General features: G+C 39.5%; 16 protein-coding genes. 8 read left to right on the forward strand and 8 right to left on the reverse strand.

The window, feature by feature from the left end; all coding sequences use genetic code 11:
* The first annotated feature begins 146 nt into the window (after positions 1-146).
* Positions 147-2,135, forward strand: a complete 1,989-nt coding sequence (tkt, locus tag I6L31_RS02085; RefSeq protein WP_005004172.1) for a transketolase — start codon at positions 147-149, stop codon at positions 2,133-2,135.
* A gap of 123 nt (positions 2,136-2,258) precedes the next feature.
* Complete coding sequence (locus I6L31_RS02090) at positions 2,259-2,543, forward strand: hypothetical protein (protein WP_005004174.1); 285 nt, start codon at positions 2,259-2,261, stop codon at positions 2,541-2,543.
* Positions 2,544-2,697: 154 nt separating this feature from the next.
* Here I6L31_RS02090 and I6L31_RS02095 read toward each other — a convergent pair whose 3' ends face one another.
* Complete coding sequence (locus I6L31_RS02095) at positions 2,698-3,108, reverse strand: OsmC family protein (RefSeq protein ID WP_035272292.1); 411 nt, start codon at positions 3,106-3,108, stop codon at positions 2,698-2,700.
* 302 nt (positions 3,109-3,410) lie between these two features.
* On the opposite strand from I6L31_RS02095, the gene I6L31_RS02100 reads away from it, so the two are divergent.
* Together I6L31_RS02100 and I6L31_RS02105 are read left to right on the forward strand one after the other, a co-directional pair.
* Entirely contained in the window at positions 3,411-3,992 is a 582-nt protein-coding gene (locus I6L31_RS02100) for a YceI family protein (protein ID WP_004989182.1), read from the forward strand.
* Between the two features lie 121 nt (positions 3,993-4,113).
* Positions 4,114-4,521: a GFA family protein gene (locus I6L31_RS02105; RefSeq protein ID WP_005004189.1), complete on the forward strand. Its 408-nt coding sequence runs from the start codon at positions 4,114-4,116 to the stop codon at positions 4,519-4,521.
* Between the two features lie 23 nt (positions 4,522-4,544).
* Here the strand turns inward: I6L31_RS02105 and I6L31_RS02110 are convergent, their stop codons facing one another.
* Positions 4,545-5,261: a glutamine amidotransferase gene (locus tag I6L31_RS02110; RefSeq protein WP_005004190.1), complete on the reverse strand. Its 717-nt coding sequence runs from the start codon at positions 5,259-5,261 to the stop codon at positions 4,545-4,547.
* Between the two features lie 277 nt (positions 5,262-5,538).
* The gene (gene exaC / locus I6L31_RS02115) at positions 5,539-7,050 is read right to left on the reverse strand and encodes an acetaldehyde dehydrogenase ExaC (protein ID WP_005004192.1); all 1,512 of its coding nucleotides are present in this window, start codon (positions 7,048-7,050) and stop codon (positions 5,539-5,541) included.
* A 153-nt stretch (positions 7,051-7,203) separates the two neighbouring features.
* Between exaC and I6L31_RS02120 the strand changes: the two genes are divergently transcribed.
* A complete protein-coding gene (locus I6L31_RS02120) occupies positions 7,204-8,388 on the forward strand; it encodes a helix-turn-helix domain-containing protein (RefSeq protein ID WP_005004194.1) in 1,185 nt (394 codons plus the stop codon).
* A gap of 3 nt (positions 8,389-8,391) precedes the next feature.
* Here the strand turns inward: I6L31_RS02120 and I6L31_RS02125 are convergent, their stop codons facing one another.
* Positions 8,392-9,354: an alpha/beta hydrolase gene (locus tag I6L31_RS02125; RefSeq protein ID WP_005004199.1), complete on the reverse strand. Its 963-nt coding sequence runs from the start codon at positions 9,352-9,354 to the stop codon at positions 8,392-8,394.
* 183 nt (positions 9,355-9,537) lie between these two features.
* Complete coding sequence (gene mdh, locus I6L31_RS02130) at positions 9,538-10,710, reverse strand: iron-dependent methanol dehydrogenase (RefSeq protein ID WP_004997635.1); 1,173 nt, start codon at positions 10,708-10,710, stop codon at positions 9,538-9,540.
* 227 nt (positions 10,711-10,937) lie between these two features.
* Here mdh and I6L31_RS02135 point away from each other — a divergent pair, with 227 nt between their 5' ends.
* The 3 genes from I6L31_RS02135 (at position 10,938) to I6L31_RS02145 (ending at position 13,947) form a co-directional block, all read left to right on the forward strand.
* Entirely contained in the window at positions 10,938-12,650 is a 1,713-nt protein-coding gene (locus I6L31_RS02135; protein WP_005004202.1) for an AAA family ATPase, read from the forward strand.
* Between the two features lie 12 nt (positions 12,651-12,662).
* Complete coding sequence (locus I6L31_RS02140; protein WP_005004203.1) at positions 12,663-13,034, forward strand: 5-carboxymethyl-2-hydroxymuconate Delta-isomerase; 372 nt, start codon at positions 12,663-12,665, stop codon at positions 13,032-13,034.
* 61 nt (positions 13,035-13,095) lie between these two features.
* Positions 13,096-13,947, forward strand: coding sequence for an AraC family transcriptional regulator (locus I6L31_RS02145; protein WP_005004205.1), 852 nt, complete (start codon positions 13,096-13,098; stop codon positions 13,945-13,947).
* A 50-nt stretch (positions 13,948-13,997) separates the two neighbouring features.
* Here I6L31_RS02145 and thiM read toward each other — a convergent pair whose 3' ends face one another.
* The 3 genes from thiM to I6L31_RS02160 all read right to left on the reverse strand — a co-directional run bounded on the left by thiM (position 13,998) and on the right by I6L31_RS02160 (position 16,410).
* On the reverse strand, positions 13,998-14,822 hold the full coding sequence (thiM, locus tag I6L31_RS02150) for a hydroxyethylthiazole kinase (RefSeq protein ID WP_005004207.1): 825 nt from the start codon (positions 14,820-14,822) through the stop codon (positions 13,998-14,000).
* A gap of 26 nt (positions 14,823-14,848) precedes the next feature.
* Positions 14,849-16,006 carry a hypothetical protein gene (locus I6L31_RS02155; protein ID WP_004997654.1) on the reverse strand — a complete coding sequence of 386 codons (1,158 nt, stop codon included), beginning with the start codon at positions 16,004-16,006 and terminating at the stop codon, positions 14,849-14,851.
* A gap of 146 nt (positions 16,007-16,152) precedes the next feature.
* Positions 16,153-16,410, reverse strand: a complete 258-nt coding sequence (locus I6L31_RS02160) for a hypothetical protein (RefSeq protein ID WP_005004208.1) — start codon at positions 16,408-16,410, stop codon at positions 16,153-16,155.
* Positions 16,411-16,668 lie beyond the last annotated feature (258 nt).

Genomic DNA, 16,668 nt, shown 5'->3' on the forward strand with positions numbered 1-16,668 from the left:
ATTCAATCAAAACGACCATTTAAAAGTACGGAAAATCACGACATAGGCTTTACCCGTGCCTGTTTTTTTAAGACAATATAGCCTGTTTTTGAATCTCGATTCATGCACATCTTTTATATTCTATCGATTTATTTGGACGCTGACCTATGACGACCCCTTTAAACGAACGTCGTATTGCAAACGCAATTCGTGTATTGGCTATGGATGCTGTACAACAGGCAAACTCAGGCCATCCTGGTGCGCCAATGGGTATGGCAGACATTGCAGACGTCGTTTGGCGCGAGTTTTTAAACCATAATCCAGCCAATCCTCAATGGGTGAACCGCGACCGTTTTGTATTGTCAAATGGTCATGGTTCAATGTTGCAATATGCATTGCTACATTTAACGGGCTATGATGTTTCAATTGAAGATATCAAGCAATTTCGTCAATTACACTCTAAAACGCCAGGCCATCCAGAATTAGGCTATGCACCAGGTATTGAAACTACAACAGGTCCTTTAGGTCAGGGGATTGCCAATGCTGTAGGTTTTGCCTTAGCTGAAAAAACGCTTGCTGCACAATTTAACAAAGCTGATTTAACCGTAGTTGATCATTTTACTTATTGTTTCCTTGGTGATGGTTGCTTAATGGAAGGTGTTTCCCATGAAGCATGTTCTCTTGCAGGTACATTAGGTTTGGGTAAGTTGATTGCTTACTATGATGACAACGGTATTTCGATTGATGGTGAAGTGGAAGGCTGGTTCAGTGATGATACAGAACAACGCTTCAAATCTTATGGCTGGCAAGTGTTACGTGTTGATGGTCATGATGCAGATGCGATTCGCCAAGCAACGATTGAAGCGCAAGCTGAAACGTCTAAACCAACCATTATTATCTGCAAAACAATTATTGGTTTAGGTTCTCCAAATAAACAAGGTAAAGAAGATAGTCATGGTGCGCCACTCGGTGCAGATGAAATCAAGCTTACTCGTGAAGTGTTAGGTTGGGAAGATGAAGCTTTCGTCATTCCAACTGATATTTATGAGCATTGGGATGCCAAAGCCAAAGGCCAACAAGTTGAATCAGCTTGGGATAAAGTTTTTGCAGCGTATCAAGAAAAATATCCAACTGAAGCAGCTGAACTTTTGCGCCGTGTTTCTGGCGATTTACCTGCTGATTTTGCGGCTCAAGCAGATGCCTTTATTGCACAAACCAATGCCAAAGCTGAAACCATTGCAACTCGTAAAGCCAGCCAAAATACTTTACAGGCATTTGGGCCATTATTACCTGAATTATTGGGCGGTTCTGCTGACCTCGCAGGTTCAAACCTGACGTTGTGGAAAGGTTGTGTGGGTGTTCAGGACAATCCAGCAGGGAACTATGTACATTATGGTGTACGTGAATTTGGTATGACTGCAATTGCCAATGGTGTTGCCTTGCATGGTGGATTTATCCCTTATGTTGCAACGTTCTTGATGTTTATGGAATATGCACGTAATGCAGTACGTATGTCTGCACTGATGAAGCAGCGTGTGATCCATGTTTATACCCATGACTCAATTGGTTTGGGTGAAGATGGCCCAACTCATCAACCTGTAGAGCAGATTGCATCATTGCGTTCTACTCCAAATCTAAACACATGGCGTCCTGCGGATACCGTTGAAACGGCAATTGCATGGAAATCTGCTTTAGAGCGTAAAGATGGTCCATCTGCATTGATCTTGTCCCGTCAAAATCTGGCATTCCAAACCCGTACTGATGAGCAAATCCAAAATGCTGCAAAAGGTGGCTATGTATTGGCTCAGGAAAAAGGTGAACTTAAAGCGATTATTATTGCAACAGGTTCAGAAGTTGAACTGGCAATGAATGCTTATGCTCAACTTGAGGGTGTACGTGTAGTTTCAATGCCATGTGCAGAAGAATTTATGAAGCAAGATGCGGCTTACCGTGAAGCTGTACTTCCTTCTAACATCCGTGCTCGTGTGGCTGTAGAAGCAGCACATGTCGATTACTGGTGGAAATTTGTCGGTTTAGATGGCAAAGTGATTGGCATGACCACTTATGGTGAATCTGCGCCAGCTAAAGATCTATTTAAATTCTTTGGTATTACAACCAAAGCTGTAGTTGAAGCTGTGCAGTCTTTAACGGCCTAAAATAAACTTTAGCGAAACTTAAAGTTTGTAATCCCAGTCAATCAAAAGCTTGGCTGGGATTTTTTTTGATTCAATATTTCTATGATATATTTTTGAATAGTGTGGTTTTAATTGGAGATCGGCATGAAATTTTCATTTGTGGATTTAAATGGACACACGGTTACAGGTGACTGCGAGTTTATAGATCATCCTGCGCAGTCTATCTCTCATACCTTAGCCGCAGATATTAAAAACTCGACTGCACTTGATGGCGTGTTAGGAGAATTTAGTTTTTATCAAAAAAGTCATACGGAAAATGAGAGCGAAGTATCCAGATTTGCTGTTGATAACGAAAATAATGTCTTTCATAGTGATAAACTGCCTGATTTCGTTCAAATCGGAAGTCATTGGAAAAGTGATAACTCGTGATCAAGAAAAGTATGATTAAGAAAAGCTAGGTTAAGAGAATTATTAAAATTTTTTGTCTTTTAACCTGAGCTTTCTCAGCAACCGTTGAGCTTGATCTCAGTATTGCTGAGCACCGATAAAACTTCTCTATTCAGATAAGTGCATCAATGCAAAATCAAAAAGTCATTTCAGTCTGAATTGAAATATTTGAAGTCAATAATTTATGTACAGGACAACTTTCAGCAACTTTTAATAAACGTTTGTGCTGATCTTCAATAAAGTTTCCTGTCAGTTTAATGTTACGTTCAATTTGATTAGAGTCAGAAGAAACGCTTTCTCCTTGAGGATTTAAAATCAAATCGACCTGTACATGTTCAAGTTGTATTTGTTTATGGTCTGCATACATTTGCAAAGTCACGGTCGTGCATGCACCTAAGGCAGAAAGAAGCAGCAAAATAGGATTAGGTGCAGAATTTTGTCCACCTTTTTCTTCAGGTTCATCGACGTACCAGACATGTCCAGAGGGATCGGTCAGCGTTACTCGATAAGGTGTTTTGGTGCTTTGAGCTTGCGCAGTGTATGACATGTAATAACCTAAGTTGATCAATAAAGTAGTATCTTTAGCATAAATCATATCGAGCTTGTTGTTATTTTGTATGTTGGCAGGCAGACTTAAAAGCATTTTTTTAATTTTATCTAAATAATATGATTTTAAATTCAGTAATATTTAAAAATATAAGCTTTATTTCAGATGAATATGATGATTTGTTAAGATAAATTAACTAAATCAAGATTGTTGCATGCTTGCAACAATTCGTCTTATAAATAACAGTGTATTAAAATCAGCAATGTATAAACTAATAACAATCCACTCAGTAGGAAATAATCATGCGTTTAAAAACATTATCACTTGGCTTGGCGGTTGCAGTTGCGAGTACATTAACTTTAGCTGCGCCAGTAGATTATAAAATTGATCCGACTCACACTGCGACTGTATTTTCATGGAACCACTTTGGTTTTTCTACACCAAGTGCCAACTTTAGCGACATTCAAGGTGTGATTAAAGTTGACAATGCAAAACCTGCAAACTCTTCTGTAGAAGTGACGATTCCCGTCAGTAGCGTTAATACAAACGTAACTGCGTTGGATAAAGAGTTTCAGGAAGAAGGCTGGTTCAATGCAGCTAAATATCCAAACATCACTTTTAAAAGTACTAAAGTTGAAACCAAAGACAAAAAACATTTCAAAATTACAGGTAACTTAACCGTTAAAGGGATTACTAAACCTGTCGTATTGGACGCTGTGTTGAATAAACAAGGCGAACATCCAATGGCAAAAGTCCCTGCAATTGGTTTCAATGCAACCACTTCATTTAATCGTTCTGAATTTGGTATCGGAAACTATGTACCAAATGTTGGTGATAAAATTACTGTAAACATTACGACTGAAGCAGAAGCTGCCAAGAAATAAAAGTTTACAGTTTGAGCAGACCCATCATGAATAAAAACACATGATGGGCTTTTTATTGTGTAGCATAATAATCAATTCTAAAAAAATGAAAACCAATTAAACATCAATAAAAGGAAACAACATGTTCGGTCAATGTTTGTGTGGATCGGTGCAATTTGAGACAAATATTCATCCAGAGCAAATCACAGTTTGTCATTGTTCTATGTGTCGAAAATGGGGAGGTGGGCCATCTTTGACTCTGGAAGTGACAGATCATTTGAAAGTGACGGGTGAAAAATCAATTGGAAAATATGCATCATCAGAATGGGCTGCGCGTTATTTCTGTAAAGAATGTGGCACCAATTTATATTACAAACTCAATGAGCGAGAATACTACAGCTTAAATGCACAATTGTTTGAGTTACCTGAACAAGCAAAAATTCATCTGGAAATTTATGTAGATCATAAACCTGCGTATTATCCATTTTTATCTTCAGCCAAGCAGATGACTGAACAAGATGTGATTGAGTTATTTTCTTCGGAAAATTAAAAGAAGGTCAAAAAGACCTTCTTTTAGCTTAATAGTTGATTTTGTTTTAAAAATTGTTTAATCACATGATATGCCGCCTGTTCAAGGTGTTGAGCATGCAGTGAATTTTCCTCACGTAACTGAGGAATTGAAAACTTACCCTGACGCAATTCACATGTATGACCAATCAGCCAACGTTCAAACATATCTTCAGCCACTTCGATATGAAACTGTAAAGCCAGTACATGCTGATCAATTGAAAATGCCTGATGTGGATAAAGGGGAGAGCTAGCAAGAAGAGTAGCATGTTGTGGTAAATCAAAGGTATCCCCATGCCAGTGTAAAACTGAGACACCTTCAAGCGGTTCTAAAATATTATGCTCAATCGGTTTAATTTCAAGTTCACCCCAACCAATTTCTTTTTGGTGACCTGCATATACTTTGGCATCCAAGGCTCTTGCAATGAGCTGTGCACCCAGGCAAATCCCTAAAGTTGGTTTTTTACTGGCAAGTCGTTGTTGAAGTAAGCGAATTTCATCCGTTAAAAAAGGGTAGTCTTCTTCCTCATAAACGCCAATTGGCCCGCCCAAAATCACGGTAAGACCTTCATAATTTAGCGCTGGAGTTAAATCATCGACACCTGCCTCGAAATAGCGAATACGAAAACCTAACTGATAAAAAATATCTTCCAGCGAACCCAAGTCTTCAAAAGCAAGGTGCTGAATAGCGTAAATCGTTTTGGAAAAAGTATGATGCGTCATAAGGATCTAAACAGCGTGTGAGTATTGTTTTACATTAAGCCAAATCATGTAAAAAGAAAACAGTACGATCAGCAGCGCTTAAAAGAAAATACGGCTAGATTTATGTTTGATGAAGAATAAAATGGCAATTCGAGTTCTTTTGAAAATAAAGAGGTGACTCAATCACCTCTATACTGAATAGACTTCTTTTATAAATCCCTTTTATTTCTTCCTATAGGAGAAAAAATAAAGAGGGATTAAACAATAATGAAAGGAGTCTAATGTTTAAAAATTGGTTTTAGAAAAAGCCCATTGGTTTGGTTGAATAACTGACCAATAAGTTTTTAGTTTGTTGATAATGATCCAGCATCATTTTGTGGTTTTCACGACCAATCCCTGATTGTTTATAACCACCAAATGCAGCATGCGCAGGATAAATGTGATAACAGTTGGTCCAGACACGACCCGCTTCAATTGCACGACCTGCACGATAAGAGGTATGCGCAGAACGAGACCAAACGCCCGCACCTAAGCCATATACGGTATCATTGGCAATGCGCATCGCATCATCAAAGTCTTTAAATGTCGTGACCGACAAGACAGGTCCGAAAATTTCTTCCTGAAAAATTTTCATATTGTTGTTGCCTTTGAAAATAGTTGGTTCAATATAAAAACCACCATCCACATCATGACGTGCATCACCGCCTGTAAGTAATTGTGCACCTTCATTACGACCTGTATCGATACAACCAATAATTTTGTCGAACTGTTGCTTGGATGCCTGCGCACCAATCATGGTGTCAGTATCTAATGGATGACCCGTTTTGATTTTTTTAACACGTTCAATTGCCATTTCAAGAAAACGATCGGCAATGCTTTCCTGAACCAATGCGCGAGAAGGACAAGTGCAAACCTCACCCTGATTCAGAGCAAACATGGCAAAACCTTCTAGGGTCTTCTCAAGGAAGTCATCTTCTCTATCCAGAATATCTTCGAAGAAAATATTGGGTGATTTGCCACCAAGCTCAAGTGTGACAGGAATGATATTTTCAGTCGCATATTGCATGATTTGTTGACCGACTTTGGTTGAACCCGTAAAGGCAATCTTTGCAATACGTGGATTGGTCGCCAATGGACGACCAACTTCTACGCCATAACCATTCACAATATTGAGTACACCCGCTGGTAAAAGATCTTGAATCAGTTCAACCAGTACCAAAATACTAACAGGCGTTTGTTCAGCAGGTTTTAGTACGATACAGTTGCCAGCAGCTAAAGCAGGTGCAAGTTTCCACGCAGCCATTAAAATCGGGAAATTCCACGGAATGATTTGACCAACGACACCTAAAGGTTCATGAAAATGGTAGGCGATGGTATCTTCATCAATCTCTGAAATGCCGCCTTCTTGTGCGCGGATACAGCCTGCAAAATAACGGAAATGATCAATCGCCAATGGAATATCCGCTGCTAGTGTTTCACGTACAGGCTTGCCGTTGTCCCATGTTTCAGCAACCGCGAGCATTTCCAGATTTGCTTCAAGACGGTCTGCAATTTTTAACAATAAATTGGAACGCGTCGTAGGTGAAGCTTTGTTCCATTGTGCTTTAGCTTTGTGGGCTGCATCTAATGCTAACTCGATATCTTCCACGCTTGAGCGCGGAATTTTTGTAAATACTTTGCCATCGACAGGAGAGATATTTTCAAAGTATTCTCCTTTTACAGGGGCAACCCATTGCCCACCAATAAAGTTTTCATATTGAGATTTAAATTGAACCTTAGAACCAGGTTGATTAGGATCGATGTAACGCATATAAATATTCCTTTGCTTATCATTGATATACATATCAAATTTGAAGCTTATACAGCTTTGGTATAAGGTACTTTTGTACACTATGCAGTTAGCATATAAAAACGAAGGTTGGAGAAAGGTTGGAGACCATGACAATTTTCAGGGAATATACAAATGGTTACAAAACAAAAGCTCAGGGAACAGCGCCACACGGTTGAGACACTTCGTCAACACAGCATTCTCAAGACAGAACAAACGAGTCAAGTCAATGAAAGTATTGCCAGCTCTTGGCAACGCTCGGTATCTGCTGCAATTCCTAAAGAACGATCTGCTGCGCCGTTATTGTCCTTAGCCCAAAAACAGCCGTCTGCACTGGATATTGCCTTGCAATATTGTGGCAATGATCTGAAACATGTAGCTGAACAATCATCCATGGTGATTGCAGTAGGGGATGTCGGTAGTACCATTATCTGGACAGCAGCAAGTCAACAGATGCGTAGTGCGGCTGAACGGGTACACTTTGTCGAAGGTGGGCAGTGGGGTGAGGAAATGGTGGGAACCAATGCATTAGCCCTATCCATCAAAACTCGCCAATCTAGTTGTGTATTTTCCAATGAACATTATATGCAGTCGGTACAAGATTGGGTCTGTTATGCTGCCCCGATTATCGATCCACATTCGAGACAATTACTGGGAGTGATCGACTTATCCACGACATGGACGAATCATAATTCTTTGGGTATTTTGGCTGCTGAACGTTGTGCCTCCATTATTCAAACAGCTTTACAGGAACAACAGCGCCAGCAATTGTATATACGGGCATTTTCTATTCCACAAGTGCTCTTTAATGGAAAAAATCTAGTGCTAACACCGCGTCAGATCGAGATTTTGAGTATTTTGGCGCTATGTCCGCAAGGTTTAAATCTGGAAACGCTACATCAGGCGCTATATGGTGAACGTAAAGTCAGTATGGGAACGCTAAAAGCTGAAATGTCGCAGTTACGCGATGTGCTTGGGGGAATGCTTGGTTCACGTCCTTATCGCTTATTGGCACATGTTGAAGCTGATTTTTTACAGGCTGAAAATGCATTGGATTCTGGTTATGTATCGTCGGCATTACAGTTATATACAGGCGTGTTCTTGGCAAAAACCGAGAGTCCATTTCTATGCGCATGGCGAGATTGTCTAGAATCACGTTTAAGTGATGCGATTTTCAAAGCCAAAGAAACTGATATGTTACTGAAACACGTGGCGCGTTTCCCTGAAGCGATTGATGCGGTCGAGCGATTAATCGAACTATTGCCGACGGATCATCCTGCCCACCAATCATTAATTAAATATCAGCAGGCAGAACAATAGATTTTAAAGCATTTTAATTTCTAACCAATCAAATAGTTGCTGATAAACCTGACTTCGAACTGGCTCAGCAGATAGTACTAAATCATGCAGACCATGATGAATGGTTTGGGTGGTTACGTCACCCTTAATTTTTCTGGCATACTTTTCGATATCTTTTACACCCAAAATTACATCGCTTTGCGTCGCTTTTTTACTCCATCTTCTTGGATTTTTGGTTTGATTCGAATGCATGACCAGTGCAGGAATTGTAAGCCGAACACCTCGATGAATTTCTTTTTGTGCAACATGAATGGCACGGATAAAACTTAACTGGACTTTCTTCATATTAGGCAGTTTCCAGTTTAAGTCAAATGACCATTCACCATAGTAATCTCGATGCAAACTAGGCACATACCATTTATTTAAACCGCTCGGAAATTTTGCTTGAGGTAGGTAACGACCAATTTGACTTAATAAAGGTACGCCTAGCGCTTTTTTTAGCGAATTCATATTAAAGTCATAAAATGGGCTATTGGCCCAGAGTGCCTTGATCAGAGGATGATCAGGATGGTGTGCAGCATATAGTGTCGCAGTGAGTCCACCTGTAGAATGACCAGCTAACACTACCTGATTGTGATGTTCCTCACCAATAATCTTAAGGGCTTCAGTAATCTCGGCATTGTATTCATTTAGATCGAGTACGTTATATAAAATCTGATGAGGAAGATGAGAGCGACCATATTTTCTCAAATCCAGCGCATAAAAATCATAACCGTGCTGATTAAATTGTTCAGCCATTTCGGTCTGAAAAAAATAATCGATAAAGCCATGAATGTATAAAACGGCTTTGGAAGTGGGTATCGCTGCTTTTTTTCTGACTAATGTCGCAATGACTTTACCTTCATAATCATCAGGAAAGTTTAAAGTCAGTTGTTGGTAGCCTTCACCTAGAATATCTGGAGTGTATTGATTCATATTTTTATTCATTTGTGTTTTAAATCATGTTGTCATCCTTGTATGAAATGTTGGTTTTGTCAATTGAAGTAAAGAAAAAAAAGAGGGAATATCTTGGAGAAATACTCCCTCAATTGAGCAAGCTGGTTGGAGAGAGAAGCTTGCTCTAAGGACAAAAGTTGGAGACTGTGAAATGATCTTGAACAATTCAAGTCATTAAAGTGCTGCTTTAAAAATCTCTACCACCTGTGCATGAGTTGCCTTGCGTGGATTGGTCAGCATACAGGCATCCTTTTGTGCATTTTCAGCCATAACCGCCAAATCTTCGGTTTTCACACCCAATTCGGTCAATCCAGATGGAATTCCGATCGATTGGGATAACTCACGAATCGCATTGATCGCTGCGCGTGCGGCCTGATTTTGAGTTAAGCCTTGTGTTTGCACGCCCATCAGTTCCGCAATGCGCGCATATCGGTCTGGACAAGCGATTAGGTTAAACTCACAAACGTGTGGCAATAGCACCGCATTACAAACCCCGTGCGGTAAATTATAGAAACCGCCTAATTGATGCGCCATCGCATGTACATAACCCAGTGAAGCATTGTTAAATGCCATTCCAGCAAGATATTGCGCGTAACTCATGGCATCTCGTGCTTCCAGATTTTCACCATTGGCAACCGCAGGGCTGAGCCATTCACTGATCATGGAAATCGCTTTTTCTGCACAGGCATCGGTAATGGGATTGGCTGCGGTTGAGACATACGCTTCAACGGCATGCGTCAAGGCATCCATACCTGTTGCGGCAGTTAAACTGGCTGGCTTGGCAACCATCAGTTTAGGATCATCAATCGCAATCAGTGGGGTACAGCGCCAGTCAACAATGGCCATTTTGACATGGGTATCGGTATTGGTAATGATACAAAAACGCGTCATTTCCGAGGCAGTACCCGCTGTGGTATTCACCGCGATCAACGGAGTCATTGGCACTTTACTTTTATCGATGCCTTCATAGTCACGAATATGTCCGCCACCTGCGGTTACGAGCCCAATTCCTTTAGCGCAATCGTGTGATGAACCACCACCAAGTGACACAATAAAATCGCATTGATTGTCGTTATAGGCATCGACACCATGATGTACATTTTTGTCGGTTGGGTTGGGTTCTGCACCTGGGAAAATATGACTATCTACGCCTGCATCTTTTAAGTATGTAGCAATCGTGTCTGCCACCCCAAACTTGAACAGACCTGCATCGGTGACAATCAGCGCTTTTTTCGCACCTAAATTTTGTGCTTTGGTTCCAATTTCTTTGGCACAGCCTGGGCCAAAAAGGGAAACACATGGGATATAAAAACCATTTGTTTGGTCAGCAATATTTTTTAAAGCCATGGAGCGATTCCTTCTTCCATTAGTCCATTTGTTTTTAAAGGTGATCTTCACCGTGAAGCTAGTATTCTGATTTGACTATTTTTTTCCTACCTACCAAAAACCTACCAATAAAAATATTATTGTATCTATTTGATATTTATTTATTTTAATATTTTGAGTCGCTTTCGGATTTCACTTTTGCATGAAAGTCGTTAAGCTATGGGCTGTTTTATGGAAATGATCAGGTTATGAAGCAAGAAACTGCACTGAAGTTATTAAAAGCGGGTGAAAATGTGTTTTTAACAGGTTCGGCTGGTGCAGGAAAAACATATACACTGAATCAATACATTAATTACTTAAAAGCACGTAAAGTGCCTGTTGCAGTGACTGCGTCTACAGGTATTGCCGCAACACATATGAATGGGATGACCATTCATACTTGGGCCGGGATTGGCATTAAAGATCATTTATCTGATGATGATCTTAAACGCATGAAAGAGCGCAAATACTTAAAAGAACATCTTGAAAATGCACAAGTTTTAATTATTGATGAAATTTCAATGCTGCATGCCAAACAGCTTAATCTGGTCAATCAAGTCCTGAAATATTTTAAAGAAAGTGATGAGGCTTTCGGTGGGATCCAAGTCATTGTAGCGGGTGATTTTTTCCAGTTACCGCCTGTAGGCAAAAACGATGAGCGTAATCGTGATAAGTTCTGTTTTATGTCGGATGCATGGGTTGAGGCTAAATTTCGAGTCTGCTATTTGACCGAACAGCATCGTCAGGATGATGAAATTCTCAATCAAATTTTAAATGCCATACGCGCACAGGATATTCAGCAAGTACATACGCAGGCTTTACTACAATCACGTCAGCAAGATATCGGCGATACATTTACCCGTCTTTATACGCATAACATGGATGTCGATAATATTAATTTTCAACATCTTAATGAAATTGAAAATGAAGAACATCAATTTAACGCCGTTTTAGATGGCAACGAGAAAATGCTGGAAACCTTAAAGTCTTCTGTACGCGCACCTGAAGAATTAATGTTGAAAAAACATGCCAAGGTCATGTTTGTAAAAAATAACTTCGATATGGGCTATATCAATGGCAGCTTGGGCGAAGTCATTGCTTTTGAAGAAGATGATGAACACGGCATTTTGCCCAAAGTAAAATTAACCGATGGCACGACTTTGCTTGTTGAACCCGAAACATGGTCAATTGAAAATGAAGCCGGAAAAAGTATTGCCAGTTTTCAGCAGATTCCACTGCGTTTGGCATGGGCGATTACTATTCATAAAAGTCAGGGCATGACCCTTGAAGCCGCAGAAATTAATCTGTCGCATACCTTTGAAAAAGGGCAGGGCTATGTGGCTTTATCGCGACTTAAATCCTTAACAGGTTTGCGTTTATTAGGTTTTAATGATCAGGCATTGGAACTGGATACATTGGCTCTAAAAGCCGATAAACGTTTTCAGGAATTATCTCAGGATGCAGAAGAGCATTTTCTTGATGCCGATTTAAGCGATCAACATAAAGCGTTTATCCGTCACTGCGGTGGTACGCTCAATGAAACTGAGATTCAACGAAACGAGAAAAAACTGGCCAAAGGTGAAAAGCAAAACTATGGTTCAGCAACACTGGATGAAACCCGTGCTTTATTTGAAGAAGGCTATGATATTCAGGATATTGCAACGGAACGTGGTTTAACACCTGCGACCATTATTAACCATCTGGCACGTCTACAAAAAGAACAAGGGCTCGATATTTCTGTTGCACATCCGGGAGATGAAGTGGTTGAACAAATCAGAAAACTCTATAAACGTGTGCAAAAAAGCAAACGCCCAGAAAATTTTAATGATGATGGTTCTATCAAACTTAGACCGATTGTGGAATTAACCAGTCCACGCATGGGCTATGATCAGGTCCGTTTAGCACTCTTATTTATTGAATAGGACGATTTGATTATGCCCCATGTGATTGTTGATTATTCTGCAAATCTGAAAGATTTTGAGCCTAAACCATTATTATTGAAAATCAACACTGCACTGGTGGAAACTGGTTATTGCGAAGCTCTTGATATTAAATCCAGAGCGCACATGGATGATGTTTTTGTAATTGGACTTGGGGCTGAACAACAAGCTTATGTGCATGTTAAAGTTTATCTTTTGTCTGGACGTGATCAACAGCAAAAGCAGGAAATTGGGGAGAACGTTCTGAAAGTATTACTTTCTTACTCTACCTTACAGCAGCAAGATTTTCCTGTGCAAAGCTGTGTAGAATTAATTGAAATGCCGAAACAGGATTATTTTAAACACGTGATTAAACCGCATTTTTGATCAGGATCGACGCGTTTAATCCTTTCATAATGCTTCTGTCAAATGAACAAGTATTGAAGCTATGATGGCGTATGATCTGAAACTAAAACGTGTCTGTGATTATATTCAACAACATTTGGATGAACCACTCAATCTACAGCGATTAAGCGAAATTGCAGGATTATCACGCTTTCATTTTCATCGTATTTTTTACGCACATTTAGGTATCAATGTGATGAAATATACGCAGATGTTGCGACTCAAACGTGCATCATTTCAACTGGTATTTAATCAAGAACTCAAAATTATTGATATTGCTTTCAATTCAGGATTTGACAGTCCTGAAGCATTTACGAGAGCATTTAAACGTTCATTTGACCAGACTCCGAGTGCTTTTAGAACTGAGCCTAACTGGCAAAATTGGCATACGAAGTTTGTGTATTTCACCCCTAAAAGTGAGTTAGACATGAACGTAAATATCATTGAGCGACCGCTAGAGAAAATAGCTTATATTTCGCATCTTGGTTCGCCTGAAAAAGTATTTGAAACTGCGGCCAAGTTTATTGAATGGCGAAAAAGGACAGGACTATCTCCAGTCAGAAAATCTGCAACCTATGGCATACCTTTTTCTGATCCAGAGCAGACGCCTGAACAGGAATTTCGCTTTGATATTGCGGGTTCAATCGATAAACCTTTTGCTCAAAAAGACGATGGAATCAAAATAGGTGAAATTCCAGCAGGGCGTTATGCCATGATTCGGCATTTAGGTAGTCATGATCAGATTCGGGAAAGCGTGTATTTTCTATTTAGAAACTGGTTACCTGAACAACAGGAACAAGCAGGTGATTATCCTGTTTTTTTTCATTATCATAATTTTGTACATGAAGTGAACGAAGCAGATTTAATCACAGATATTTATCTGCTGTTAAAATAAATCATGGAGAGAGACGATGATTTTCGTCTCTTTTTTGGAATAAGTGCTGATTAATCATCCGAAATCAATTCGATACAGGCATATTGCTCAATTAAATTGGCATCCATCATATGAATATAATCCATAAACATGGTATTAAAACTGCCCACCGTTTGAGCCTGATCATAAGCAAGCTTACCTGCAATCGCGAAATGAACATGGGCTGCAATGGTGGCTAAATGAATGGGTGCAACTGCACAGTATGCAGCAATCAATGCACCTAAAGCACAGCCTGTCGCGGTAATTTTGGGTTGTAGATGACTACCGCCACGAATTTTGACAATACAGGTCATGGCAGTCGACAAGATGTAATCGGTTTCCCCAGATATGGCAATACAACTGGCTTTACTCAGCAAGCCTTGTGCAAGTTGGAACATATCATCACTTTTTAAGGTGCTGTCTACGCCTTTGCTTTGAGATAAGCTTCCTGCAAGTGCGCTGATCTCCGATGCATTGCCACGAATTACAGAGGGATGATATTGCAGTAATTCATCGACCGTATCACTTCGCCATTTCAAAACAGCGCCATAACCAACTGGATCTAATACCCACGGAATTCGATTTTCATGGGCAGTTTTTGCTGAAATCCTGATGGCTTGCATTTGTTCAGTGGTTGGTGTTCCGAGATTAATGCTGAGTGCACCACTGATTTTGGTAAATGCTTCCGCTTCAAATGGGTTATCAATCATGGCAGGAGATGCACCTGCGGCGAGCAGAACGTTGGCTGCATAATTTGCTGCAACACTATTGGTAATACATTGAACTAGTGGTGTTTGCTGTTGTAATTTTTCCCACGCCTCAATGACATAGTCGATAATATTAGATGAGTTATACATATTTTCCCCCTTAAAACTTATAAAAATTATTGCGTAAAATAATGATCTTGATGTTTGCAATGTCGACAAATCAAAGACACATAATCGGCAGCATCATAATCCACTTCTAAATCATGAGAACCACAATACATACAACGTTTGATCGAATAAAAATTAAGTCGAGGTTCAATCTTTCGCCATGCGCGCCAGATCGGTTGAATGAAAATACGCTCATCATAAGATAGAAAATGGAACAAAAAAATTTGACTCATTTTACTTAGAGGTAGATTCATTGGGCGTGGTAGCGTAGATGTTTCCCATTTTTCATTGAGTGAGCGCTCACGATATTGCTCCAAGGTCTTTTTTAAAATATTGGTATTAATAAAGTTTTCATTACGTGGCTGTAAGGCTTTTTTATTATATAAATAATCCAAAGCAGTTTGAATAAGATAATAAACTTGACCTACAGCCAAGCTATCGAGCAAACGATAACAAAATTGCTGAAAGCTCCGATTACCTGCAATTTGTATGCCCCATGTACGGCAGTACATTTGCATAAATTGAATAATTTCCTGATAAAGCACTAAAAATAAAACATCTTTCACTTCATCTGAAGTTTTGTAGGGAATGCCTAGGCTTAAGTTTTCGTAAAACCAATAACGTAATTGTTGGGCGATACTAAATAAACTGGGTTCGTTGTAGCCATCCAAACGGACTCTTAAATAATAGATGTGCTGATCGTCCTGAAGGTTTTTGGGAGCCAAAATACCCAATTTAATCAACTCTTTGAGCAAGCCATATTGAAATAAATAATTGGGGCTAATGTATTCGTATTTGACTCGATCCCAGTAAATATATTCATCATGTGGCAGATTATCTTGAATCCGATCATCCAGTAAAGACAGCAGGAACAGCTTATGTAAAAGGCTTAAGTCTTCCAGATTATAGATGATGTCATCTTTAATTTTATTTTTACGCTGTTCTTGTTGCAGAGTGTCTTGCATCATTTTTTTGCGTTGTTTGGTGCAAGTTGCACAATGACAGACCATTTTTGCATCAGCAAAGACTTGGTGCTGACAATGGCTGCATTCATGAAATAGAACCTCCTGATCAAATTGATCAGCTTCCACAAAGTACATCGCTGCCTGACATAAAGGGCAAAGTGTACTTTCATCAAGCTGTTTTTTCAGAATATTCAAAATCATGCGAAAATTATACGTGAGTAAAAAGAAGATTATAGCTTGCTCTGAGTCGAATGGTCAGGGGAAACTGGAATAATTGAAACACCATCAAATGAAAAAGCCCAAACTCCATAAAGTTCAGGCTTTCTTGATCTAAAAAATTGCTTTATTTAAATAGGGCAAGGCAACGACTCGTCATGCTGTCCTAATTTTTTGGCAGCAATAAGTGCTTTCACTTTCTTGCTTGGTAGTTTTTCTTTACCCAGCGCATCATAAGTATTGACGATACTGGTCACATCCTGTGGCTGAATGTCTATACCCTCGGCAGTCATAAATACGGCAATCACGTTATGAGCGACGCCTGCATCATGTAAATCATGAATAGCTTTGATATTTTCAGCGCGGTACAAGTGTTGAGTTAATTCCATCTTATGTCACCTCTCGGCTATTTTGTGTATAGCATAGATTGAGTTTTTATTTTGACTAATGACGTCATTTAAGACAAAGCAAAAAACGTGCACAAACTGTAAGCAGTTTAGAAAAAAAGTAATTCGACGTAATCCATGCAAGCACATGTGTAGATTTGTTGGTCAATCTGTAACCAGTGAGATAGCTATGGTAATGCTGAACAGATGTTCTTACATAAGATATGAAGCAATATCAATAATTTTAACTCGTGGGGAATT

Origin of the sequence: Acinetobacter septicus, from assembly GCF_019355975.1 — a bacterium.
Lineage (GTDB): Bacteria > Pseudomonadota > Gammaproteobacteria > Pseudomonadales > Moraxellaceae > Acinetobacter > Acinetobacter ursingii.

Bases quoted from the DNA above. Each gene is read 5' to 3' on its own strand.
- I6L31_RS02090 (WP_005004174.1), top strand. From the start codon at position 2,259: ATGAAATTTTCATTTGTGGATTTAAATGGACACACGGTTACAGGTGAC.
- exaC (WP_005004192.1), bottom strand. From the start codon at position 7,050: ATGCGTTACATCGATCCTAATCAACCTGGTTCTAAGGTTCAATTTAAA.
- I6L31_RS02100 (WP_004989182.1), top strand. From the start codon at position 3,411: ATGCGTTTAAAAACATTATCACTTGGCTTGGCGGTTGCAGTTGCGAGT.
- I6L31_RS02140 (WP_005004203.1), top strand. From the start codon at position 12,663: ATGCCCCATGTGATTGTTGATTATTCTGCAAATCTGAAAGATTTTGAG.
- I6L31_RS02135 (WP_005004202.1), top strand. From the start codon at position 10,938: ATGAAGCAAGAAACTGCACTGAAGTTATTAAAAGCGGGTGAAAATGTG.
- I6L31_RS02110 (WP_005004190.1), bottom strand. From the start codon at position 5,261: ATGACGCATCATACTTTTTCCAAAACGATTTACGCTATTCAGCACCTT.
- I6L31_RS02125 (WP_005004199.1), bottom strand. From the start codon at position 9,354: ATGAATAAAAATATGAATCAATACACTCCAGATATTCTAGGTGAAGGC.
- I6L31_RS02120 (WP_005004194.1), top strand. From the start codon at position 7,204: ATGGTTACAAAACAAAAGCTCAGGGAACAGCGCCACACGGTTGAGACA.
- I6L31_RS02155 (WP_004997654.1), bottom strand. From the start codon at position 16,006: ATGATTTTGAATATTCTGAAAAAACAGCTTGATGAAAGTACACTTTGC.
- mdh (WP_004997635.1), bottom strand. From the start codon at position 10,710: ATGGCTTTAAAAAATATTGCTGACCAAACAAATGGTTTTTATATCCCA.
- I6L31_RS02105 (WP_005004189.1), top strand. From the start codon at position 4,114: ATGTTCGGTCAATGTTTGTGTGGATCGGTGCAATTTGAGACAAATATT.
- I6L31_RS02160 (WP_005004208.1), bottom strand. From the start codon at position 16,410: ATGGAATTAACTCAACACTTGTACCGCGCTGAAAATATCAAAGCTATT.
- tkt (WP_005004172.1), top strand. From the start codon at position 147: ATGACGACCCCTTTAAACGAACGTCGTATTGCAAACGCAATTCGTGTA.
- thiM (WP_005004207.1), bottom strand. From the start codon at position 14,822: ATGTATAACTCATCTAATATTATCGACTATGTCATTGAGGCGTGGGAA.
- I6L31_RS02145 (WP_005004205.1), top strand. From the start codon at position 13,096: ATGATGGCGTATGATCTGAAACTAAAACGTGTCTGTGATTATATTCAA.
- I6L31_RS02095 (WP_035272292.1), bottom strand. From the start codon at position 3,108: ATGTCATACACTGCGCAAGCTCAAAGCACCAAAACACCTTATCGAGTA.